Genomic DNA, 20149 nt, shown 5'->3' with positions numbered 1-20149 from the left:
CCAATGCAGGGAGCACTTGTGAGCCTGAAGCCTTTGACGGACGTCGAACGAACTCAGGCACGGAAGAAGGCCACCGCCGCGCGGGCGGCCCGCGCGGAAATAAAGTCAAGCCTCAAAGCAGGTAAAGTCTCAGTAGCGGAAGTCATCGAGAGCAGCACCGATGACGAGGCGGTGGGGCGGCTGAAGGTCCTCGACCTGCTCAAGGCCCTCCCGGGCGTGGGCGACGTACGGGCGGCGGCCATCATGAGCGCCGTCGGCATAGCCCCTACCCGCCGCGTGCGCGGGCTGGGAGTCCACCAGCGCAAAGCGCTCATTGACCATTTGAACGATTCGAACCCTGGCTCCGCCAGGAAGTGAGGAACTACGTGTCGAAGCCGCGGCTGACAGTACTGGCCGGGCCTACGGCCGTGGGCAAGGGAACCGTCTCCACCTACATCCGGGACAACTATCCCGACGTGTGGCTGTCGGTGTCGGCCACCACCCGGCCCCCGCGCCCCGGCGAGGTCCACGGGATCCACTACTTCTTCGTCTCCCCGGAGGAGTTCGACGCCCTGGTCGCCGACGGCCAGCTGCTCGAGTGGGCCGTGGTGCACGGACGCAACCGGTACGGCACGCTGCGCAGCACCGTGCAGGAGGCCATGGACGAGGGCCGATGCGTGCTCCTGGAGATCGACCTGCAGGGCGCCCGGCAGGTCAAGGAGACGATGCCCGAGGCAAATTTCGTGTTCCTGGCCCCACCCACCTGGGAGGAATTGGTCCGCCGGCTGATCGGCCGGGGCACCGAAAGCACCGAGGAACAGCAGCATCGGCTGGAAACAGCTAAACTGGAGCTTGCCGCCGAACCGGAGTTTGACCACACCGTGGTCAACGACAGTGTCGAACACGCGGCTGACGAGCTTGTTTCGCTGATGGGACTGCGCCCCCTGCAGCGCTAAAGCGCAGGCCAGAAATAAGTAACAGCTCAAGTAACGCCTATCTTTTGGAGATATTCCGTGTCAACACAGCCCGAAGGCATCATCAACCCGCCGATCGATTCGCTCCTTGAGGCATCGGACTCGAAGTACGCCCTGGTTATCTACGGTGCCAAGCGCGCCCGCCAGATCAACGCCTACTACTCCCAGCTCCACGAGGGCCTCTTCGAGTACGTCGGCCCCCTGGTCGACACCCGGCTGAACGAGAAGCCGCTCTCCATCGCCCTGCGCGAGATCGACGAGGGAATGCTCGTCGCCGCCCCCATGGAGCAGGCCGAGTAACGGCCCCGACGGGCAGGATCCGAACGTGAGGGTAGTCCTCGGCGTTGGAGGAGGGATCGCGGCGTACAAGGCCGCATCCCTCCTCCGCCTCTTTACCGAGGCAGGCCACGAAGTCACAGTCATCCCGACGGACAACGCCACGAAGTTCGTCGGCGCCGCGACCTGGGAGGCCCTTTCCGGGCGCTCCGTGAGCAACAGCGTCTTCGACGACGTGGAGAAGGTGAACCACGTCCGGCTCGGGCACGAGGCCGACCTGATCGTGGTCGCCCCGGCCACCGCGGACATCCTCGCCCGCGCCGCCGCCGGCCTTGCCAACGACCTCCTCACGGGCACACTGCTGATGGCCTCCGGGCCGGTGTTTATGGCCCCGGCCATGCATACCGAGATGTGGCGGCACCCCGCGACCACCGCGAACGTTGCCCTCCTGCGCTCCCGCGGAGTCCACGTGATGGAGCCGGCCACCGGGCGCCTGACCGGGTCCGACTCCGGGCCCGGACGGCTTCCCGAGCCGGCCGACATCTTCGCCGCCGCCCTCGCCTTCCACCGCAGCCGCACGGGTGCCGCCGCCGGCCCGCTGGCCGGACGCACCGTCACCATCACCGCGGGCGGAACCCGCGAGCCGCTCGACCCGGTCCGCTTCCTCGGCAACCGGTCCTCCGGCAAACAGGGGATGGCCCTGGCCGAGGCGGCGCTGGCCGCCGGCGCGTCGGTGAACCTGATCGCCGCCGCCGTCGAGGTGCCGGCCCCGGCCGGGGTGCGCCTGACGCGCGTCGAGACCGCCCTTGAGCTGCGCGGCGCCGTGCTTGCCTCCCTCGCCGACTCCGACGTGCTCATCATGGCGGCCGCCGTCGCCGACTTCCGCCCCGCGGAGGTGGCGGAGTCGAAGATCAAGAAGAGCGACGACGCCGCCGAGCCCGTGCTCCAGCTGGTGCGCAATCCCGACATCCTCGCCGAAAGCGTGCTGCGGCGCGCCGACTCGGGGAGCCCTGCGGTGATCGTGGGATTCGCCGCCGAGACGGGCGACCCGGACACGGACCCGCTGACGCACGCCCAGCTGAAGCTCAAACGCAAGGGCTGTGACCTGCTGGTTCTCAACGTCGTGGGCCGGGACCTTGTCTTTGGCTCCGACACCAGCGCCGCGCTCATCCTGGCGGCGGACGGCAGCGAACCGGAGCCGGTCTCCGGCAGCAAACGCGAGGTCGCCGAGGCGGTCCTCGCCCGCGCCGCGGCGGTGCTGAACGCCTGAACCCGCGCGGTTCCCGATGACGCCGCCCGCACCTTACGCACCCGAACCAAGTAGAGTGAGCACGTGAATCCTGCCAGCCCCAATCCCGCCGCGCTGCGGCTTTTCAGCTCCGAATCGGTCACCGAGGGCCACCCCGACAAAATCTGCGACCAGATCAGCGACGCCATCCTCGATGCCATGCTCCAGGCGGACCCTGACGCCCGGGTGGCCGTGGAGACACTGGTCACCACCGGCCTGGTCCATGTCGCCGGCGAGGTCACCACCGAGGCGTATGTCGAGATCCCCGAGATCGTGCGCAACACCATCCTCGGGATCGGCTACGACTCCTCGGCCAACGGGTTCGACGGCGCCCGGTGCGGCGTCTCGGTCTCCATCGGCCAGCAGTCCCCGGAGATCGCCTCCGGGGTCTTCCACTCCCTCGAGGTGCGCGAAGGCAAGGGCCTCGATCCCTATGACGCCCAGGGCGCCGGCGATCAGGGGATCATGTTCGGCTACGCCAGCGATGAGACCCCCGTGCTCATGCCCGCACCAATCTGGCTGGCTCACCGGCTCTCGGAGCAGCTGACGGCCGTGCGTAAGGACGGCACGCTTCCCTACCTGCGGCCCGACGGCAAGACCCAGGTCACCATCGGCTACGACGGCGACACCCCGGTCTCGGTCGACTCCGTCGTCATCTCCTCCCAGCACGCCGCCGAGGTCTCCCTCGACGAGCTGCGCGCGGACCTCGTCACCCATGTCATCGATCCGGTCCTCGAAACCTCCGACCTTGACGCCTCCTCCGTGCGGCACATCCTCAACCCGGGTGGCGCCTTCGTCATCGGCGGTCCGGTCGGGGACGCCGGCCTGACCGGCCGTAAGATCATCGTCGACACCTACGGCGGAAGCGCCCGGCACGGCGGGGGAGCGTTCAGCGGCAAGGACCCCTCGAAGGTCGACCGCTCCGCCGCCTACGCCATGCGCTGGGTCGCCAAGAACGTCGTGGCCGCAGGTCTGGCCCGCCGGGCCGAAATCCAGGTTGCCTACGCCATCGGCATGGCGCATCCGGTCGGGATCTACGTGGAGACCTTCGGCACCGAGACAGTCGACCCCCTGGCGATCGGCAAGGCGATCCGGGAGATCTTCGACCTGCGCCCGCTCGGCATCATCAACGCCCTCGACCTGAAGCGTCCCATCTACCAGAAGACCGCGGCCCACGGGCACTTCGGCCGCGAGGACGAAGGGTTCAACTGGGAGCTGACCGACCGCGTCGACAAGCTGCGGAGCTACTTCAACGCCTGATCGGCGGCATAATTTTCCCATGACCACCAGCACGGGCGCCGACGGCGGGCAGCTGTCACTGCTCCATGGCTTCGGCGCGCCGCGCCTGCCCCCGGGCAGCCCCGGCGCGGCGAAGATTAACCCGGTGGCGCAGGTGATCCTTGAATCCCCGCTGCCGCACCTCGACCGGGTCTTCGACTACTACGTTCCGGAGGAACTCGACGGCGAGGCGGTGCCCGGCGCACGGGTGAAGGTCCGGTTCGCCGGGCGGGAGCACACCGGGTACATCGCCGGCCGTATCCCGTCCTCTGAGGCGAAGGCCACGCTGCTTCCCCTGGCGAAGGTGGTCTCCTCCCACCCGGTCCTGACCCCAGCCGTCCTGGAGCTGGCCCGGGCGGTGGCCGCGCGGTTCGCCGGGTCGGTCAGCGACGTCCTGCGGGCGGCGGTGCCTCCGCGGGCGGCGCGCGTGGAGAAGGAGTTCGACGGCGTGCCGGCTCCGGCCGCGGGACCGGTGCAGCTGCCTACGGTGGTTTCCGCCCGCTCCGCCGGCTCGGGGAGCTACAGCCGGTACGTGCACGGGGAGGCGTTCCTGCTTCACCTCGCGGCCGGGGAGTCCCCGCGTGCGGTGCTCACAACGGTCGGCGGGTACGGACCGCAGTCCTGGCCGGAGGAGATCGCCGACGCGGTGGCCGCGGTGGTCACCAGCGGCCGGGGCGCCGTCGTCGTCGTTCCCGACCAGCGCGACCTTGCCCGGGCGGAGGCGGCGCTGGTGCGCCGGCTGGGTGACGAGGCGGTGGCCCGTATGACGGCCGAGGACGGCCCGACACCGCGCTACCGCAATTTCCTGCGCCTGCTGCACGGGCAGGCCCGGGTAGCCGTCGGCACCCGGTCGGCCGCCTACGCGCCGGTGCGGGACCTCGGCCTGGTGGTGCTGTGGGATGACGGCGACGACCTCCACTTCGAGCAGCGGGCGCCCTACCAGCACGCCCGCGAGGTGCTGCTGCTGCGCGCCGAACAGGAGGGGACGGCGGCGCTGATCGCCTCGATCTCGCGCAGCACCGAGGCACACCGGCTCGTCGAGACGGGGTGGGCGCGGTCCATCCACGCCGAACGCTCCGAGATCCGCCGCCGCGTCCCGCGCGTCCAGCACGCCACCGACGCCTTCCAGCTCGAACGCGACCCCCTCGCCGCGCAGGCACGGATCCCCTCGGCCGCCTGGCGGGCGGCCCAGGACGGGCTCACCCGGGGCCCGGTGCTGCTCCAGGTGGCCCGCACCGGGTTCTCCCCGGCGACCGCCTGCGCCACCTGCCGTCAGCCGGCCCGCTGCCGGCACTGCACCGGCCCGCTGGCCCAGCAGAGCCGCGGAGGCATCCTGGGCTGCCGGTGGTGCGGGCGCCCCGACCCGAACTGGCACTGCCCCACCTGCGGGGGCACCGCGATCCGGGCCACCGTGGTCGGCGCCACCCGCACCGCCGAGGAGCTGGGCCGGGCCTTCCCCGGAACCGCCGTCGTCTCCTCGGCCGGCGAGCACATCGTCGATACCGTGCCGGACACCCCGGCGGTGGTCATCGCCACCCCCGGGGCCGAGCCGGTCGCCGAGGGCGGCTACGCCGCGGTCATCCTGCTCGACGGCACGGCCATGCTCAGCAGGGAATCGATGCGGACCGGTGAGGACACCCTCCGGCGCTGGTTCTCGGCCGCCGTGCTGGCCCGTCCGGCCGGCAAGGGTGGCCTGGTGGTCGTTTCCGCCGACGACGACACGACCGCGGGGCACCTCGTGCGGTGGGATCCGATGGGAGCGGCGGCCCGCGAGGCGGCGCTGCGCCACGAACTGGGCCTTCCGCCGGCCGTCCGCTACGCGGCCCTGACCGGAAGCCGGGAGGCACTGGCGGCCTTCATGGAGGGAATCGACCCGGACCTGTTCCTGCGCACCGTCGGACCGGTGCCGGCACCGCCGCCGCCCTGGCGGGCCGCCGAACGGGATCCGGGCCACCTCGCCGGGGACGGAGCGAGCCGGCTGCTCCTGTTCTTCAGCTACCGGGGAGCCGCCGCGGCGGTCGGGGCGCTGCGCACCCGCCGCGCGGTGCTCTCGGCCCGGCGCACCACCGAGCCCGTGTCCATCCGCTGCGACGCGCTGGACCTGCTGTAGCCGCGGGCGGGTCCGGTGTGCCGGGGGCGCCGCCTCAGGCCGAGATGTCGGCGACCGTGGCCTGCAGGCCCGAGATGAGCTGATCGGCGTCCACCACTGCCCCGACACCGTGTTCGCCGCTGCCCATCCCGATCCGCCGGCCAGTGATCCGTTCGTCGGCGAACACCGGCCACGCCGGAGTGCTGCCGAGCGGGGTGATAGTGCCACGTTCGTACCCGGTCACGGCAAGGGCCACCGAGGCGTCGGGGAGCAGGAGCTTGTTGACGCCCACCACCGCCCGAAGCTTCGGCCAGGCGATCTGCCGGTCCAGGGGGACCAGCGCGAAGAGGAAGGTGCCGTTGTGGCGCTTGACCAGCATCGATTTCACGAAGTCGGCCCGGTCGAGCCCGAGCTCGGCGGCGTGCGTGCGCTCCACGAATTCGACGGAGATGCCCCGTGCGGCCGCGTCGGCCTCCACCCGTTCCCGTCCCGTTCTCACCTGGCACTCCTCCTTCTGCTGCCCGGCGGGATCCGCAGCTTCGCGATCCCGCCGGGCTTATGTCCGACTGCCCGGGCGGCGCGCCGCCGGTTCGGGCTCAGGCGCTCCGGCGCCTAGGCATCACCCATCATCAGGCCTTCGATCGAGTGCTTCTGAGTGATAGGCGTCAGCTCGTCCACGATCGGGCAGCTCAGGTGGTTCCGGACGCGCTCGGGGAGCGAGTCGTAGAACTTCCGGGTGACGGCCATGTCGTGGTGCTCTGCATTGCCTGCGCCGGGGGCATCGACCCCGAGCACCAGGACCGGCCGTGACTTCTGTGAGAAGTTCTGGGTGCCCCGGTGGATGGTCAGCGCCGAACGGGCGGACACGTCTCCCATCTTCGGGTACTTCCGCTGCGCCAGCGCTTCGTAGCGGCCGTAGGCCGACTTCGGGGGGAACATCTCGTGGTCGAACCCCTCCGGCAGATCCCACTGGGTGGTGGGGGCCACCTCGAAAGGCCCCATGTCCTGCTCGGTGTCAACGGCCGTAAGGTTGAAGGCGAGCGAGGTCAGGCGCCCGCCCACCCGGGTTTCCTCCGGCATGGGGAAGTCCCGGTGCCACGGCTGGTTGACGGCGCCGGCGCCGGGGATGTCGAAGCCGAGCTCGACGAACTGGTAATCCGGGCCGAGCACCGACTCGCAGACCATCCGCACCCAGGGGTGGTCGACAAGCTCGAGCCAGCCCTTCATCTGCTCGGGGTGGATCTCCACGTAGTGGCGGTTCGGTCCCCGGCCGACGGCGCCGCCCGGCCGGGAGATGGCCTCCTGAAAGGCGACGTCGATGTCTTCGGCCATCCGCTGCGCCCACTCCCGGGAGAAAGCGCCCTTCCGGGCGATGATCCCGTCCGTGTAGAGCCCGGTCACGGCGGCCACCACTTCCGCACCGGCTCCGTCGGGGATCGGGATGTCCAGCGGCTCAACGCTGTTGGCAAGGTTTGTCATGAGGTCCTTTTCCATTGACTGCTTTGGCATGAAAGCCTCAATCTTATCCGTCAGGCGGAGGCAGCGAAGAGTTCGCAGGCGGTGTCGTAGTATCTCGTGGACACCCCGAGGTGCCGCATTCCGATCCTCCCGCACACCCGCTGTGAGCGAAAGTTCTGGGGATGCGTGACCGCGACAACCCGCTGCAGACCCTGCGCGAACCCATGCTGCAGTACGGTGGATGCCGCCTCGGCTGCGTAGCCCCGGCCCCAGGAGTCCGGGTGGAAGTGCCACCCGATTTCGGTCTCGCCGCCCGGGTCCAGTACTCCGGCGGACAGGGGGATCGGCTTGAGCAAGAGCACCCCGGCCAGCCGCCGGCTTTCCTTCGCCTCCACCGCCCAGATCCCATGCATCCCGTCGTCCCGGCGCCCCCAGGCCTCGATGCGATCGCGCGCTTCCGCCGGGTCCGCCATGAGACGCGGTGTCCGGCCGATGAAGCGCTGGACCTCATGGCGCGAATAGAGGTCGAGGACAAAGCCGGCGTCCTCCTCCGTCCAGTTCCGCAGTGTCAGGCGGTCCGTGGAGTAGGTGAGCATTCCTCAAGTCTGCCACTTTGGCCCGGGGCGGGCAGCGGGAGCTCCGGCCGCCGCGGAGGCCAGGGCGCCGGCCGGGCGTGCAGCCCGGTTCCGGAGGCAAAAAAGTAGTAGACAGACCAGTCTGGGGCTCCGTAGCCTCAGGTGGGTCAGATGTGAAGCATGAGCAATCTGTAGCCAGTTGAGACATCGGCAGAGCCACCGGAGCATGGCCCGGAACAGGGGTGGCACTGCAACCCGGTACCCACACGCCGGTTCCGGACCGACTCCCGCCACGACCGAGGCCGGCCTCGCACGACACCCAACAGTGCCCAACGGAGGTGCGGCCCGGCAGCCGGCCGGACAACGGCACCCCAACACCTGCGCAGCCCGCCCTGCCTACCGGTACCCTCTGGAGACCCCTTGCTCATCACTTCCCCCCTTCGGTCCGTGCTGACCGCTGCCCTGGTGGTCCCGGTCCTGCTGTCATCGACGGCGCCGGCCCAGGCACTGCCGGCGCCCCCGCCGCCAGCCGCTCCGGCCGACCCCGCCCCGGCTCCCCCCGGTCCCGCCGGCGCCGAGCGGGACGGCACCTCGACCCGGTACCTTGTCCGGTTCACTCCCGGCTCCGATGTCGCCGCGCAGGCGCGGGAGCTGCGCTCGCGGGGAATAGGCGTCGGACGCACCTTCTCGGCCGCGGTGCGGGCTGCGGTCGTGACCGCGACCCCGGGCCAGGCCGCCGCACTCGAGCGGAAGGCCGGGGTCGCCGCCGTTGAGGTGGACGCACCGGTTGGAATCTCAGCCACGCAGTACTCCGCCCCGTGGGGCCTCGACCGCATCGACCAGCGGGCCCTTCCGCTGTCCGGAACGTACTCGGCTTCAGCAACCGGTGCGGGCGTGAGCGCCTATGTCATCGATACAGGCGTGCTGGGTTCGCACACCGGCTTCGGCACCCGCGTCGCACCCGGCTGGAGCGCCGTGACGGACGGGCCGGGCGACGGGGACTGCAACGGACACGGGACTCATGTTGCCGGAACCGTCGCGGGAACCACCTACGGTGTCGCCAAGGCCGCGACCATCATCCCGGTGCGGGTGCTCGACTGTGCCGGTTCCGGCTACACCTCCGACGTGGTGGCGGGGCTTGACTGGGTCGCCGCCCACCACCCGGCGGGCACCCCAGCGGTGGCCAACCTCAGCCTCGGCGGCGGAGTCAGCACGACCGTTGACGCGGCCCTGCAGGGAGTCATCAACGACGGCGTGACCGCGGTCGTCGCCGCCGGGAACTCTACGGCGGACGCCTGCCGCTCCTCGCCGGCGAGGGTGCAGGCCGCCCTGACCATCGCCGCGAGCGACCGTACGGACGCCCAGGCGTACTTCTCCAACTACGGCAGCTGCGTCGACCTGTACGCACCGGGGGTGGACATCCTCTCCGCCTCGCACAGCTCGTCGACCGCAGGCGTCTTCAAAAGCGGCACCTCGATGGCGGCCCCGCTTGCCGCCGGCGCCGCGGCCCTGTTGCTTTCACGGAACCCCGCACTCACCCCCGCCCAGGTATCGGCGTCGTTGATCAGCAGTTCAACCCCCGGGCGCATCACCGGTGCGACCACCGGCACGCCCAACCGGCTGCTGTACTCCGACGCCGTCGCTCCCGCCGTCACGGCGCGCACCCCGGGCATCAACGCCGTCAGCGTTCCGGTGGCGAACAACCTTTCGGTGACCTTCGGTGAGGCCGTCCTTGGCGTTGCGGCCGGGACCTTCGTGCTGAGGGACGCCGCGGGGGCCGTGGTTCCGGCAGCGGTGTCCTACAACGCCACGACCCGCACGGCGGTGCTGAATCCGGTCTCGAACCTGGTGGCCGACCGGAAGTACACGGCGACACTCACCGGTGGCATCACCGCCATCCGGGACGCCGCCGGCAATCCGTTTGCGGCCTCGACGTGGGTTTTCACCGCCGGGCCCGCCCCCACCGTCACTGCCCGCATCCCGGGCATCAACGCCGTCGGGGTCAAGCGCGTCGCGAACATCGGGGCCACCTTCAGCGAGCCGATCCAGGGTGCGGGGACCACTACGTTCCGGCTGAAGAACACGGCGACGGGCGCAGCGGTCTCGGCGACCGTCACACGGAACGGCACCACGAACCAGTGGATCCTCAATCCCGGAGTCACCCTGGCGGCGAACACGCGGTACACCGCCACGCTCACCGGAGGCACCACGGGGATCCGGGACCTGGCCGGAAACCCGTCGGCCGGCTCAAGCTGGACCTTCACCACCGGCTCCCTCTAGGCGCCATCCGACCGGCCGGAACCCCCGGCCGGTCGGTCCCCGGGAAAGCCCCCGCCGGCACGTAGACTCTTCAGGCGCCGTTCAGGCCAGGGCGCGGCCACGACCAGCACGATGGGGGAATCAGCGGTGCGGAAGTTTTCACGGATCGAACGAGGCACGCTTTGGGGCGCACTCTGCGTCTCACTGGTGGTTGCCGCCGGCGTGGTGATCGGCACCGGTGTGCAGGTGGCCTCGCTGTGGCAGGGGGACTTCACCGGGTCGGTGCCGCTGGTGAACGGTCGCTTCCCGGAATTCGCCGAGGAGACCCCGCTCGTCATTGCCGGAGAGTATGAAAGCGCGTCGATCACCGTGCAGGATCCTCCGATCGGCGCGCTGACCATGCTGACGCTGGCGGCGGGAATCCGTTGTGCAGCGGCCGTTGCGGTCTGTGGCGCGGCCGCACTGCTCAGCCACCACCTCCTTCGATTCCGCCCCTTCGCCAAGGCCGTCTCGTCCTCCCTGGGCGCCGGCGGGGTTGCCCTGATCCTCGCCGCGCTGATCCCCGGATCCCTCGAGGCCATGGCCGCCACCACCGTCGCGGACTCCCTCGGGCTGCTCGTGCCGCTCGCGGATGGCGCTGTTGAAGGGATCGCACTGACGGGCCCGGCGGTTGAGCTCCCCGGGCTCGCGGTGGGAGTTCTCCTAATCCTGGTTGCCACGGCCTTCCAGCTGGCTGAACGCACCCGGCAGGCGGTCCCCGCCCCGGCCTGAGACCGGTGGAGCCCTTCTTTGGGGCGGCGCCGTCAGGTTTGTCGTGAGCCTCCGTTCGGTTCGACCAGCGTCCGCCCCGGGCTTCCCGCCCTCCGCAGGGCGTCGAGGGAGATCCTGCCCGCCCAGAACAGCAGGACGCCGACGGCGAGCCCGGTGAGCGAGAAGAGGTTGTCCCTCACGATCAGGGAGTAGCTGCTGAGCAGGACCAGCAGGGCGGGCAGGAGGAGAGCCGCCACACCGAGAGCCATCGGCGGCCGGCGCGAGCGCGACCGCCCGGCGGTGCGGAGGTTGTCGAGGGTCGCATTGAGGAGCTGGGCCGCGAACGCGAGGAAGATGGCGGCCAGGACACCGGCGGTCAGCGGGGCCGGCATCCAGAGGGTCTCCCAGCCGGTCACCACCGTCAGGACAAGGATTCCGATCAGCGGTTCGGTGCGGACCAGGCCCGGAGGCGGTCCGCCTGCCTGAGCCGCACGCGCGGCACCCGTTACCCCCACCGGTTCCCCCTTACCGTGCGGGAATCCCCAGTGACCCGCTGCGTGCAGCCAATGTAGCACCGGGGCGCGCGGGTGGAAGGAAGCCCCGCCGCCGCCTCAGTAGCCGGCGGTCGCACCGCCGGTGGAGCCGCCCGCGGTGTACTCGGCGGCCAGGGCCTCGGAACCGCGGGCCAGGAGGGCGACGTCGGCCCCGACGAGGAGAAAGGAGGCTCCGGCGTCGAGGTAGCCGCGGGCCGTTTCCGGCCGGAAGGCGTTGACGCCGGCCGGCATGCCGGCGGCGCGGGCGGCGCGCAGGCACTTCTCGACGGCGCCGCGCACGTCCGGGTGTTCCTGTTCCCCGAGGTGCCCCATCGACGCGGCGAGGTCCGAGGGGCCGAGGAAGATGGCGTCGACCCCGTCCACGGCGAGGATGTCCTCGACGGCGTCGACCGCCGCCGTGGACTCGATCTGGACGGTGACGCTGATGGTTTCGCCCGCGCGCGCCAGGTAGCCGGGGATCCGGTTCCACCGGGCGGCCCGGGCCAGGGCGGAGCCCACCCCGCGCACACCGTGCGGAGGGTAGCGGGTCGCGGCAACGGCCGCGGCGGCCTCGGCGGCGGTGTTCACCATCGGCACGAGCAGGTTCTGCACGCCGAGGTCAAGGTACTGCTTGATGAGCACCGTGTCGTTGACCGGCGGGCGGACCAGGGTGGTGACCGGATACCCGTTGACGGCCTGGAGCTGGGCGAGGATGGATTCGAGGCCGTTGGGGCTGTGTTCGGCGTCCACCAGGAGCCAGTCGAGGCCGGACCCGGCGCAGATCTCGGCGACCAGGGGGCTGCCGGAGCAGACCCACATGCCGGCCAGCGGGCGGTCCGCGGCGGCCAGAGCCTCCCGGAAGGTGGCGTCGGGTGCTACTCGAAGCGGCATGTGATGCTCCCCAGGGGTCCGTAGTCGGCGTGGATCGTGTCGCCGGGATCGACCCAGAGCGGCCGGGTAAAGGAGCCGGCGAGGATGGTGTCTCCGGCCCTCATGCCCTCCCCATGGGCGGCGATCTTATTGGCGAGCCAGTGCACCCCGGCTGCGGGATGGTTCAGGACGCCGGCGGCGACGCCCGTCTCCTCGACTGTCTGGTTCTTGTAGAGGATGGCGGCCACCCAGCGCAGGTCGACCGCCCCCGGGCGCACCGGATTGCCGCCGAGCACCATGGCACCCATCGCGGCGTTGTCCGCGATGGTGTCGACGATCGTGCGTCCCTCCATCTCGATCCGGGAATCGAGGATCTCCAGGGCGGGCACGACGTAGTCGGTCGCGTTCAGGACGTCGATGATCGTGCAGCCCGGGCCGGCGAGGTCGGTCTTGAGCACGAAGGCCAGCTCGACCTCCACCCGGGGACGGGTGTACCGGTCCCACTGCACCGAGCACCCGGATTCGAAGACCATGTCATCGAAAATCGCGCCGTAGTCGGGCTCCGTGATGCCCGTGGCCGCCTGCATCGCCCTCGAGGTGAGACCGATCTTCCGGCCCACCAGCCGGCGGCCTGCGTCCTCGCTGCGCTGCCGCCACAGGCGCTGGACGGCGTAGGAGTCCTCGACGGTCATGGCGGGATAGCGGGCGGTGAGCAGGGGGACCGGGGTGCGGGACCGTCCGGCTTCAAGCAGCTCGTCGGCTATCGATTCGATGATGGCGGGATTCAACATGGGGTGCTCCGTTCGGCAGCAGGAAGGGGAGGCGCCCTCGGCGGGCCCCGGGGTCAGAGCTGGGCGCCGACCTTGAAGCCCTTGTCCTCGCCGTCCTGACGGGTGTAGGAGAAGCCGTCGGCGCCCACGGTGACAGCCATCTCGGAGGCATCGGTGCGCGCGGTGACCGGCTGGGGCTTGCCGTCGAGGTCGAGCACCAGGGAGGCCTCGGTGTACCAGCTGGGGACGACGGGGTTGCCCCACCAGTCGCGGCGCTGGTTGTCGTGCACATCCCAGGTCACCGTGGGGTTGTCGGGATCGCCCGTGTAGTAGTCCTGGGTGTAGATCTCGATCCGGTGCCCGTCCGGGTCAAGGATGTACAGGTAGAACGCGTTGGAAACCCCGTGCCGGCCGGGCCCGCGTTCGATCCGGTCCGAGATCCGCAGGGCGCCCATCTTGTCGCAGATCTGGATGATGTTGTGCTTCTCGTGCGTGGCGAAGGCGACGTGGTGCATGCGGGGCCCGTCGCCGCCGGTCAGGGCGGTGTCGTGGACTGTCTGCTTGCGGTGCAGCCAGGCGGCGTAGGTGACGCCGTTCGAGTCCTGGATGTCCTCGGAGACGCGGAAGCCGAGGTCTTCAAGGTATCTGCGGCCGCGGGGGACATCGGGGGTGACCTGGTTGAAGTGATCGAGGCGCACAAGTTCCCCGGCGGAGTAGAGGTCGTAGCGCTGGGTGAGGCGTTCGACGTGCTCGGTCTCGTAGAAGAATTCGTACGGGAAGCCGAGCGGGTCCTCGACGCGGACCGAATCGCCGATCCCCTTGGTGAACCCTTCCGGGCGGCGCTCGGTGCGGCAGCCCAGCTCCCGATAGTAGGCCTCCGCGGCGTCCACCTCGGCGGGCGACTTCACCCGGTAGGCGAAGGCGGCCACGGCCGCCACGGGCCCCTGCCGCAGGACCAGGTTGTGGTGGATGAACTCCTCGAGCGAGCGCAGGTAGATGGTGCTCTCGTCCTCCTCGGTGACATGGAGGCCGAGGACGCCGACGTAGAACTCCCGGGACTTCGCGAGGTCGGTGACGACGATCTCCATGTAGGCGCAGCGGACAATGTCGGGCGCCGGGAGGGTGGGGGTGGGAACGAAGTCGGTCATTGGGGTTCTCTCTTCTTCGGGCAGGTGAGGGAGGTGCTGAGGCCGCTGGTTTCAGCCTTCGTTGGCCGCGGAGGCCTCGATGTTTCCGAATTTCGGGGTGTGGACGGTGCCAAGGGTGATGTGCACGGCCTGCTGGTCGGTGTAGAAGTCGATGGAGCGGTAGCCGCCCTCATGGCCCAGCCCGGAGGCCTTCACCCCGCCGAAGGGGGTGCGCAGGTCTCGGACGTTGTGGCTGTTGAGCCACACCATGCCTGCCTCGACCCGTTGGGAGAAGGTGTGGGCCCGCGTGAGGTTCTGCGTCCAGATGTAGGCGGCGAGCCCGTACCGGGTGTTGTTCGCCAGGGCGAGGGCCTCGGCGTCGGTGTCGAAGGGGGTGATCGCGACCACCGGGCCGAAGATCTCCTCCTGGAAGATGCGCGCATCCGGGGACACATCGGCGAAGACAGTGGGGGCGATGTAGTTGCCCTCCGGCAGGTGCTCGGGCCGTCCGCCGCCGGCCAGGAGCCGGCCTTCGGTCTTGCCGATCTCCACGTAGGAGGCGACCTTCTCGAAGTGCTCCGGGTGGACGAGGGCTCCGACCTCGGTCTTCGGGTCGTGCGGATCGCCGACCACGATGTTCTTCGCCCGGGCGGCGAACTTCCCGCAGAACTCCTCGTACACGGAGCGTTCGACGAGGATCCGCGAGCCTGCCGTGCAGCGCTCGCCGTTGAGGGAGAACACGCCGAAGAGGGCCGAATCGATGGCGGCGTCGAGGTCTGCGTCGGCGAACACCACGCACGGGCTCTTCCCGCCGAGCTCCATCGACAGGCCTTTGAGGTTCTCGGCGGCGTTGCGGAAGATCGTCCGCCCGGTCGTGGTCTCGCCGGTGAACGAGATCAGCGGCACGTCCGGGTGTTTCACGAGGGCGTCCCCGGCCTCCTCACCGAGACCGTTGACCAGGTTGAACACCCCGTCGGGCAGGCCTGCATCCTGGAAGATCTGCGCCCAGAGCGAGGCCGACAGGGGGGTGAATTCGGCCGGCTTCAGGACCACGGTGTTGCCGGTGGCCAGGGCCGGTGCGAGCTTCCAGGATTCGAGCATGAAGGGGGTGTTCCAGGGGGTGATGAGGCCGGCGACGCCGATCGGCTTCCGGTTCACATAGTTGAGCTGGGATCCGGGGACCTTCATGGCGTCGTCGAACTGGGCCACGATGAGGTCGGCGAAGAAGCGGAAGTTCTCAGCCGCCCGCAGCGCCTGTCCCTTGGCCTGCGTGATCGGAAGGCCCGTGTCGAAGGTCTCGAGCTCTGCGAGCCGCGCTTCCTGCGCCTCCACGGCGTCGGCGATGCGGTTCAGGACCCGGGCGCGTTCGCGCGGCTTCATCGTCGGCCACGGTCCCTCGAGGAAGGCCTTCCGGGCGACGGCGACCGCGGCGTCGATATCCTCCTGCTGGCCGGCGGCCGCGGTGGCGTAGTTCCGGTTCGAGACGGGGTCGAGGACGTCGAAGGTCTGCCCGCCGAGGGAGTCAACGAACTGTCCGCCGATGTAGTGCTGGAGATGCGCGGGCAGCCCTTCCGGGACGTGCTGGCCGAGTGCTGTGCTGCTGGAGGTCGTCATTGGAGGGTCCTAACTGGGATCGGCGGCAGAGGACTGCGCGAGGTAGGCGTCAAGGGTGGCACTGCGGTGGAGTCGGGCGGCCTTTTCGATGGCGTCGGCGTCCGCCTGTGACTCGATGAGCCTCAGCAGCGCTTCGTGCTCATCGACTGACTCGTGGGCGCGGCCGGGAACGAAGCGGAAGGTGGACGAGCGCAGGGAGGCCAGCCGGTTCCAGCCGCGGTGCACCAGGGCGAGGATGTGCGGGTTGGGGCAGTGCTCGAACAGGACGCTGTGGAACTCCTGGTTGAGCCGGGTGAAGCGCACCGGGTCGAAGTCCTTCAGGCAGGCGCGCATCTCCTCGTTCACGGCCCGGGCCCGGGCGATGTCAGCGGCCCCGAGGAGGGGTGAGGACAACGCGGTGGCCGCGCCCTCGATGATGCTGAGGGTCTGCATTGTGTAGAGGTATTCGGTGGGATCGATCCCCGCCACGGTGGCCCCGATGTTGCGCTCGAAGGTCACCAGGCCTTCGGCCTCGAGCCGGCGGATCGCTTCGCGGATCGGCACAACGCTAACCCCCAGGTCCCCGGCGATCCGCGCGAGCACCAGCCGGTGTCCGGGGGAGTAGGTGCCCTCGACGATGCGGGCCTTGATGAGCGCGTAGGCCTGCTCGGACTTGCTGCCGGCGGGTGCCGCCGGAACGGCCTCAGCCACGCTCCGCCGCCCACTCGTCATACCGGGTACGCCAGGCGGCGTTCAGCGGGTAGAGCCCGTCGACGCTGTGGCCCTGTTCGACCATTTCGGCGATGAACGCCTCCTCGCGCTCCTGTGCGATGGAATCTTCGGCGAGTTCCCCGGCGAGGGCCGGCGGGATCACCAGGATGCCGTCGGCGTCCGCGACGATGATGTCACCGGGCTGGACCGTGGCGCCGCCGCAGGCGATGGTGATGTCGGTGTCCCACGGGATGTGCCGGCGGCCGAGGACGGCGGGATGGGGATTGGCGAAGTAGGTGGGCATGTCCAGGGCAGCCACGGCGGAGACATCCCGGACCCCGCCGTCGGTGATGATGGCCGCGGCGCCGCGGACCTGGGCGCGGAGGGCCAGGATGTCGCCGACGGTGCCCGTTCCCTTTTCCCCGCGCGCCTCCATCACCAGGACCTCACCCTCGTTGACGGAGTCGATTGCCCGTTTCTGTGCGTTATAGCCGCCGCCATGGTTGGCGAAGAGATCTTCCCGGTTGGGCACGTACCGCAGGGTGCGGGCCAGCCCCACCACCCGCCGCTGGGGACGGGTGGAGGTGAGGCCGTCGATGCTGACGTTGTTCAGGCCGCGCCTGCGGAGCTGGGAGGACAGGGTGGCGGTGGAGACACTTTCAAGGGCTGCCTTCAGCGCCGGAGTGAGGACCGGTTCCGGTTCCGGCAGGCCCGCAGCTTCGCGGGATCCATACGCCTCCTCCCGCTGGAGGTCATCGGACCGGGGGAGAGCGCCGAAGTCCGCGAAGGAAACCGATCCCTGCTCGACCCGGGTGAGCAGCCGCCCGGAGGTGGGCCCGGGGCTGCCGCCCGCCGTCCGGGCATCCGAGACTTCGACCTCGACGACGTCGCCGGGCGCGGCGACCGAGGCCCCTGCGGGGGTGCCGGTGAGGATGATGTCGCCGGGCTCAAGGGTCAGCAGCTGGGACAGGTCGGCGATGAGCCGAGCGAAGGGAAAGAGCAGGTCCGCGGTGGTGTCGTCCTGGATCAGGGCGCCGTTGTGCCAGGTGCGGATGCGCAGGGAGGCCGGATCGAGAGAGTCCGCGGGAAGGAGGCCCGGGCCGATAGGGGTGAACCCGTCGCCTCCCTTGGAGCGCAGGTTGGAGCCCTTGTCCGCGTACCGCAGGTCGTAGACGCCCAGGTCGTTGCCGGCGGTGACCCAGCCGACGTGGCTCCAGGCGGCGTCGATGCCCACCCGGCGTGCCGGCCTGCCGATGATCAGGGCGATCTCGCCCTCGAAGCCGAGGAGCTCACACCCGGCAGGGCGCTCGACAGCCGATCCGCTGAGCGCGAGGGAGGACGGGGGCTTGAGGAAGTAGGAAGGCTGCTCCGGGGTGCGTCCCCGCTGGGCGGCCCGGCTCGGATAGTTCAGATGCACGGCGATGACCTTGCGGGCCGCGGCCAGGGTGGATGCGGTGGCCAGTTCCAGGGGGTGCTCCTCAGGAAGTACGAAATCGTATACGAAGCCTAGGAGGAGCCGGAGGGCGCGTCAAGGGCGGCAGCACGCCGCTTCCCGCCGACGAGCCGGGCTGCCGCTCCCGGCGGGCCCCCGGGTCCTGCGACGCCGCGGGTACCTGGGCCTTGTCCGGTCACCGGCCCGGCAGTAGCATCAGCCGTACGATAGTCGAACGAGGCGTTCGATAATCGAACTTTCACCACAACGAAGTGAGGAAGCCCGTGCAGTTCCACCACCACGGATACGTCTCGGGTGATCCCCGCATCCAGCCGGCGGCCGGCACCGGCATCGACCGCCCTGCAGACCTTCCCGACGAGGTCGACGTGCTGATCGTCGGCACCGGCCCCGCCGGCATGATCACCGCCGCCCAGCTGTCCCAGTTCCCCGGGATCACCACCCGGATCGTGGAGCGGCGGGATGCCCGGCTCGCGATCGGCCAGGCCGACGGCATCCAGGCGCGCAGCGTCGAAACCTTCCAGGCCTTCGGCTTCGCCCAGCGGATCACCGAGGAGGCGTACCGCATTGTCGAGATGGCTTTCTGGAAGCCGGACCCCGCCGATCCCGCGCGGATTATCCGCACCGCCCGCCCCGAGGACGACCCGGCGGTGATCAGCGAGTTCCCCCACCTCATCGTCAACCAGGCGCGCGTGCTCGACTACTTCGCGGAATTCATGCGGAACTCCCCGGCCCGGATGACCCCGGACTACGGCTTCGAGTTCGAGGACCTTGAGGTCACGGGCGACGGCGGGTACCCGGTGAAGGTGACGCTGACGCACACCGCGGGGGAGCGGGCGGGTACTCCGCGTACCGTGCGGGCCAAGTACGTGGTTGGCGCCGACGGTGCCCGGAGCCGGGTGCGCCGGGCAATCGGCTGCACGCTGGCCGGAGACCAGGCCCGCCACGCCTGGGGCGTGATGGACGCGCTCGCGGTCACCGACTTCCCCGACATCCGTCTCAAGTGCGCCATCCAGTCAGGTGGGGGCGGCAGCATCCTGCTCATTCCGCGTGAGGGCGGGCATCTGTTCCGCATGTACGTCGACCTGGGCGAGGTCCCACCGGACGACAACGGCGCCGTGCGCCGGACCACCCTCGAACAGATCATCGCCAAGGCCAACACGATCCTCAGCCCCTACACGCTCGACGTCCGCCACGTCGCGTGGCACAGCGTGTACGAAGTGGGCCACCGTCTCAGCGACCGGTTCGACGACGTCCTCCCCGACGAGGTGGGAATCCGCACGCCGCGGGTCTTCATCACCGGGGACGCCTGCCACACGCACAGCGCCAAGGCGGGCCAGGGCATGAACGTATCGATGCAGGACGGTTTCAACCTGGGCTGGAAGCTCGGGCACGTGCTGGAGGGGCGCAGCCCCGAGGCCCTGCTGTCGACGTACTCGGCGGAGCGCCAGGTCGTGGCGAAGAACCTCATCGAGTTCGACAAGGAGTGGTCGACGCTCATGGCCAAGAAGCCGGAGGAGTTTGAGGACCCCTCCGAACTTGAGGACTTCTATGTGCGCACCGGCGAATTCCCGATGGGCTTCATGACCCAGTACTCGCCCTCCCTCCTGATCGCCGAACCCGTCCACCAGGACATCGCTTCCGGCTTCCCGATCGGCAAGCGGTTCAAGTCCGCGCCCGTCGTGCGCGTGTGCGACGGCGTTCCCCTGCACCTTGGCCACCAGGCGACCGCCGACGGCCGCTGGCGGATCTACGTCTTCGCCGACGCGGCCGCTCCGGGTGCCGGATCCGGTGTGGCGGCGCTCGCCAATTGGATGGCTCATGCGGCAGAGTCGCCGCTCGCGGCCACCCCGCAGGGCCTCGACCCCGACGCATGGTTCGACGTCGTGGTCATTCACCAGCAGAAGCACACCCAGATCGACCTCGGGGACGTGCCGGGCGTCTTTCAGCCCCCGGTCGGGCCGTTCCGGCTCACCAACTACGACAAGGTCTACGCGGTGGACCCGGCGGCGGACATCTTCGACCTGCGGGGCATCGACCGGGCCGGTGCGGTCGTCGTCGTCCGTCCGGACCAGTACGTGGCGAACGTTCTGCCGTTGGCGGCCACCGCCGAGCTGGCCGCGTTCTTCGCGCCCCAGCTCCTGGCCCGTCCGGTCGGGAGTGCGTGAG

The 20149-nt window shown here is 70.0% G+C and carries 19 protein-coding genes; 9 read left to right on the top strand and 10 right to left on the bottom strand.

What is annotated here, in order from left to right:
- Positions 1-18 precede the first annotated feature (18 nt).
- From mihF to GVV77_RS04570, 6 genes are all read left to right on the top strand, one after another.
- Positions 19-357: an integration host factor, actinobacterial type gene (mihF, locus tag GVV77_RS04595; protein ID WP_159616769.1), complete on the top strand. Its 339-nt coding sequence runs from the start codon at positions 19-21 to the stop codon at positions 355-357.
- Positions 358-365: 8 nt separating this feature from the next.
- Positions 366-935, top strand: a complete 570-nt coding sequence (gmk, locus tag GVV77_RS04590) for a guanylate kinase (protein ID WP_133402293.1) — start codon at positions 366-368, stop codon at positions 933-935.
- Positions 936-992: 57 nt separating this feature from the next.
- On the top strand, positions 993-1253 hold the full coding sequence (rpoZ, locus tag GVV77_RS04585) for a DNA-directed RNA polymerase subunit omega (protein WP_120165450.1): 261 nt from the start codon (positions 993-995) through the stop codon (positions 1251-1253).
- Positions 1254-1278: 25 nt separating this feature from the next.
- Positions 1279-2499: a bifunctional phosphopantothenoylcysteine decarboxylase/phosphopantothenate--cysteine ligase CoaBC gene (gene coaBC, locus GVV77_RS04580; protein WP_159616767.1), complete on the top strand. Its 1221-nt coding sequence runs from the start codon at positions 1279-1281 to the stop codon at positions 2497-2499.
- A 63-nt stretch (positions 2500-2562) separates the two neighbouring features.
- Positions 2563-3777: a methionine adenosyltransferase gene (gene metK / locus GVV77_RS04575; RefSeq protein WP_159616765.1), complete on the top strand. Its 1215-nt coding sequence runs from the start codon at positions 2563-2565 to the stop codon at positions 3775-3777.
- A 19-nt stretch (positions 3778-3796) separates the two neighbouring features.
- Positions 3797-5905, top strand: coding sequence for a primosomal protein N' (locus GVV77_RS04570; protein ID WP_159616763.1), 2109 nt, complete (start codon positions 3797-3799; stop codon positions 5903-5905).
- A gap of 34 nt (positions 5906-5939) precedes the next feature.
- Here GVV77_RS04570 and GVV77_RS04565 read toward each other — a convergent pair whose 3' ends face one another.
- The 3 genes from GVV77_RS04565 to GVV77_RS04555 form a co-directional block, all read right to left on the bottom strand.
- Positions 5940-6383, bottom strand: coding sequence for an aminoacyl-tRNA deacylase (locus tag GVV77_RS04565; RefSeq protein WP_159616761.1), 444 nt, complete (start codon positions 6381-6383; stop codon positions 5940-5942).
- Between the two features lie 113 nt (positions 6384-6496).
- Positions 6497-7393, bottom strand: a complete 897-nt coding sequence (locus tag GVV77_RS04560; protein WP_201293170.1) for a phytanoyl-CoA dioxygenase family protein — start codon at positions 7391-7393, stop codon at positions 6497-6499.
- Between the two features lie 20 nt (positions 7394-7413).
- Positions 7414-7938 (bottom strand): GNAT family N-acetyltransferase, encoded by a 525-nt coding sequence (locus GVV77_RS04555; RefSeq protein ID WP_159616759.1) that lies wholly within the window; start codon positions 7936-7938, stop codon positions 7414-7416.
- Between the two features lie 399 nt (positions 7939-8337).
- Here GVV77_RS04555 and GVV77_RS04550 point away from each other — a divergent pair, with 399 nt between their 5' ends.
- Together GVV77_RS04550 and GVV77_RS04545 are read left to right on the top strand one after the other, a co-directional pair.
- Complete coding sequence (locus tag GVV77_RS04550) at positions 8338-10197, top strand: S8 family serine peptidase (protein ID WP_246199638.1); 1860 nt, start codon at positions 8338-8340, stop codon at positions 10195-10197.
- A gap of 126 nt (positions 10198-10323) precedes the next feature.
- Positions 10324-10947: a hypothetical protein gene (locus GVV77_RS04545; protein WP_159616757.1), complete on the top strand. Its 624-nt coding sequence runs from the start codon at positions 10324-10326 to the stop codon at positions 10945-10947.
- 32 nt (positions 10948-10979) lie between these two features.
- On the opposite strand, the gene GVV77_RS04540 is transcribed toward GVV77_RS04545, so the two are convergent.
- From GVV77_RS04540 to GVV77_RS04510, 7 genes are all read right to left on the bottom strand, one after another.
- Complete coding sequence (locus GVV77_RS04540) at positions 10980-11441, bottom strand: hypothetical protein (protein ID WP_159616755.1); 462 nt, start codon at positions 11439-11441, stop codon at positions 10980-10982.
- A 96-nt stretch (positions 11442-11537) separates the two neighbouring features.
- On the bottom strand, positions 11538-12350 hold the full coding sequence (locus GVV77_RS04535; protein WP_201293169.1) for an HpcH/HpaI aldolase family protein: 813 nt from the start codon (positions 12348-12350) through the stop codon (positions 11538-11540).
- The gene (gene hpaH, locus GVV77_RS04530; protein WP_159616753.1) at positions 12335-13120 is read right to left on the bottom strand and encodes a 2-oxo-hept-4-ene-1,7-dioate hydratase; all 786 of its coding nucleotides are present in this window, start codon (positions 13118-13120) and stop codon (positions 12335-12337) included. Before hpaH ends, GVV77_RS04535 begins: the two co-directional genes overlap by 16 nt.
- A 53-nt stretch (positions 13121-13173) precedes the next feature.
- A complete protein-coding gene (gene hpaD, locus GVV77_RS04525) occupies positions 13174-14247 on the bottom strand; it encodes a 3,4-dihydroxyphenylacetate 2,3-dioxygenase (RefSeq protein ID WP_159616751.1) in 1074 nt (357 codons plus the stop codon).
- Between the two features lie 51 nt (positions 14248-14298).
- Positions 14299-15840, bottom strand: coding sequence for a 5-carboxymethyl-2-hydroxymuconate semialdehyde dehydrogenase (gene hpaE, locus GVV77_RS04520; protein ID WP_159616749.1), 1542 nt, complete (start codon positions 15838-15840; stop codon positions 14299-14301).
- Between the two features lie 9 nt (positions 15841-15849).
- Positions 15850-16530 (bottom strand): GntR family transcriptional regulator, encoded by a 681-nt coding sequence (locus tag GVV77_RS04515; RefSeq protein WP_246199637.1) that lies wholly within the window; start codon positions 16528-16530, stop codon positions 15850-15852.
- Complete coding sequence (locus tag GVV77_RS04510) at positions 16523-17998, bottom strand: fumarylacetoacetate hydrolase family protein (RefSeq protein WP_159617027.1); 1476 nt, start codon at positions 17996-17998, stop codon at positions 16523-16525. The genes GVV77_RS04515 and GVV77_RS04510 overlap by 8 nt, the downstream gene beginning before the upstream one ends.
- A gap of 248 nt (positions 17999-18246) precedes the next feature.
- Here GVV77_RS04510 and GVV77_RS04505 point away from each other — a divergent pair, with 248 nt between their 5' ends.
- The gene (locus GVV77_RS04505) at positions 18247-20148 is read left to right on the top strand and encodes an FAD-binding monooxygenase (protein WP_159616745.1); all 1902 of its coding nucleotides are present in this window, start codon (positions 18247-18249) and stop codon (positions 20146-20148) included.
- Position 20149: the final 1 nt, after the last annotated feature.

The sequence above is a fragment of the Arthrobacter zhaoguopingii genome (genome assembly GCF_009828605.1).
Taxonomy (GTDB): Bacteria; Actinomycetota; Actinomycetes; order Actinomycetales; family Micrococcaceae; genus Arthrobacter_D; species Arthrobacter_D zhaoguopingii.
The sequence above is the reverse complement of the archived record's forward strand: the minus strand, read 5'-3'. Positions and strand labels throughout refer to the sequence as shown.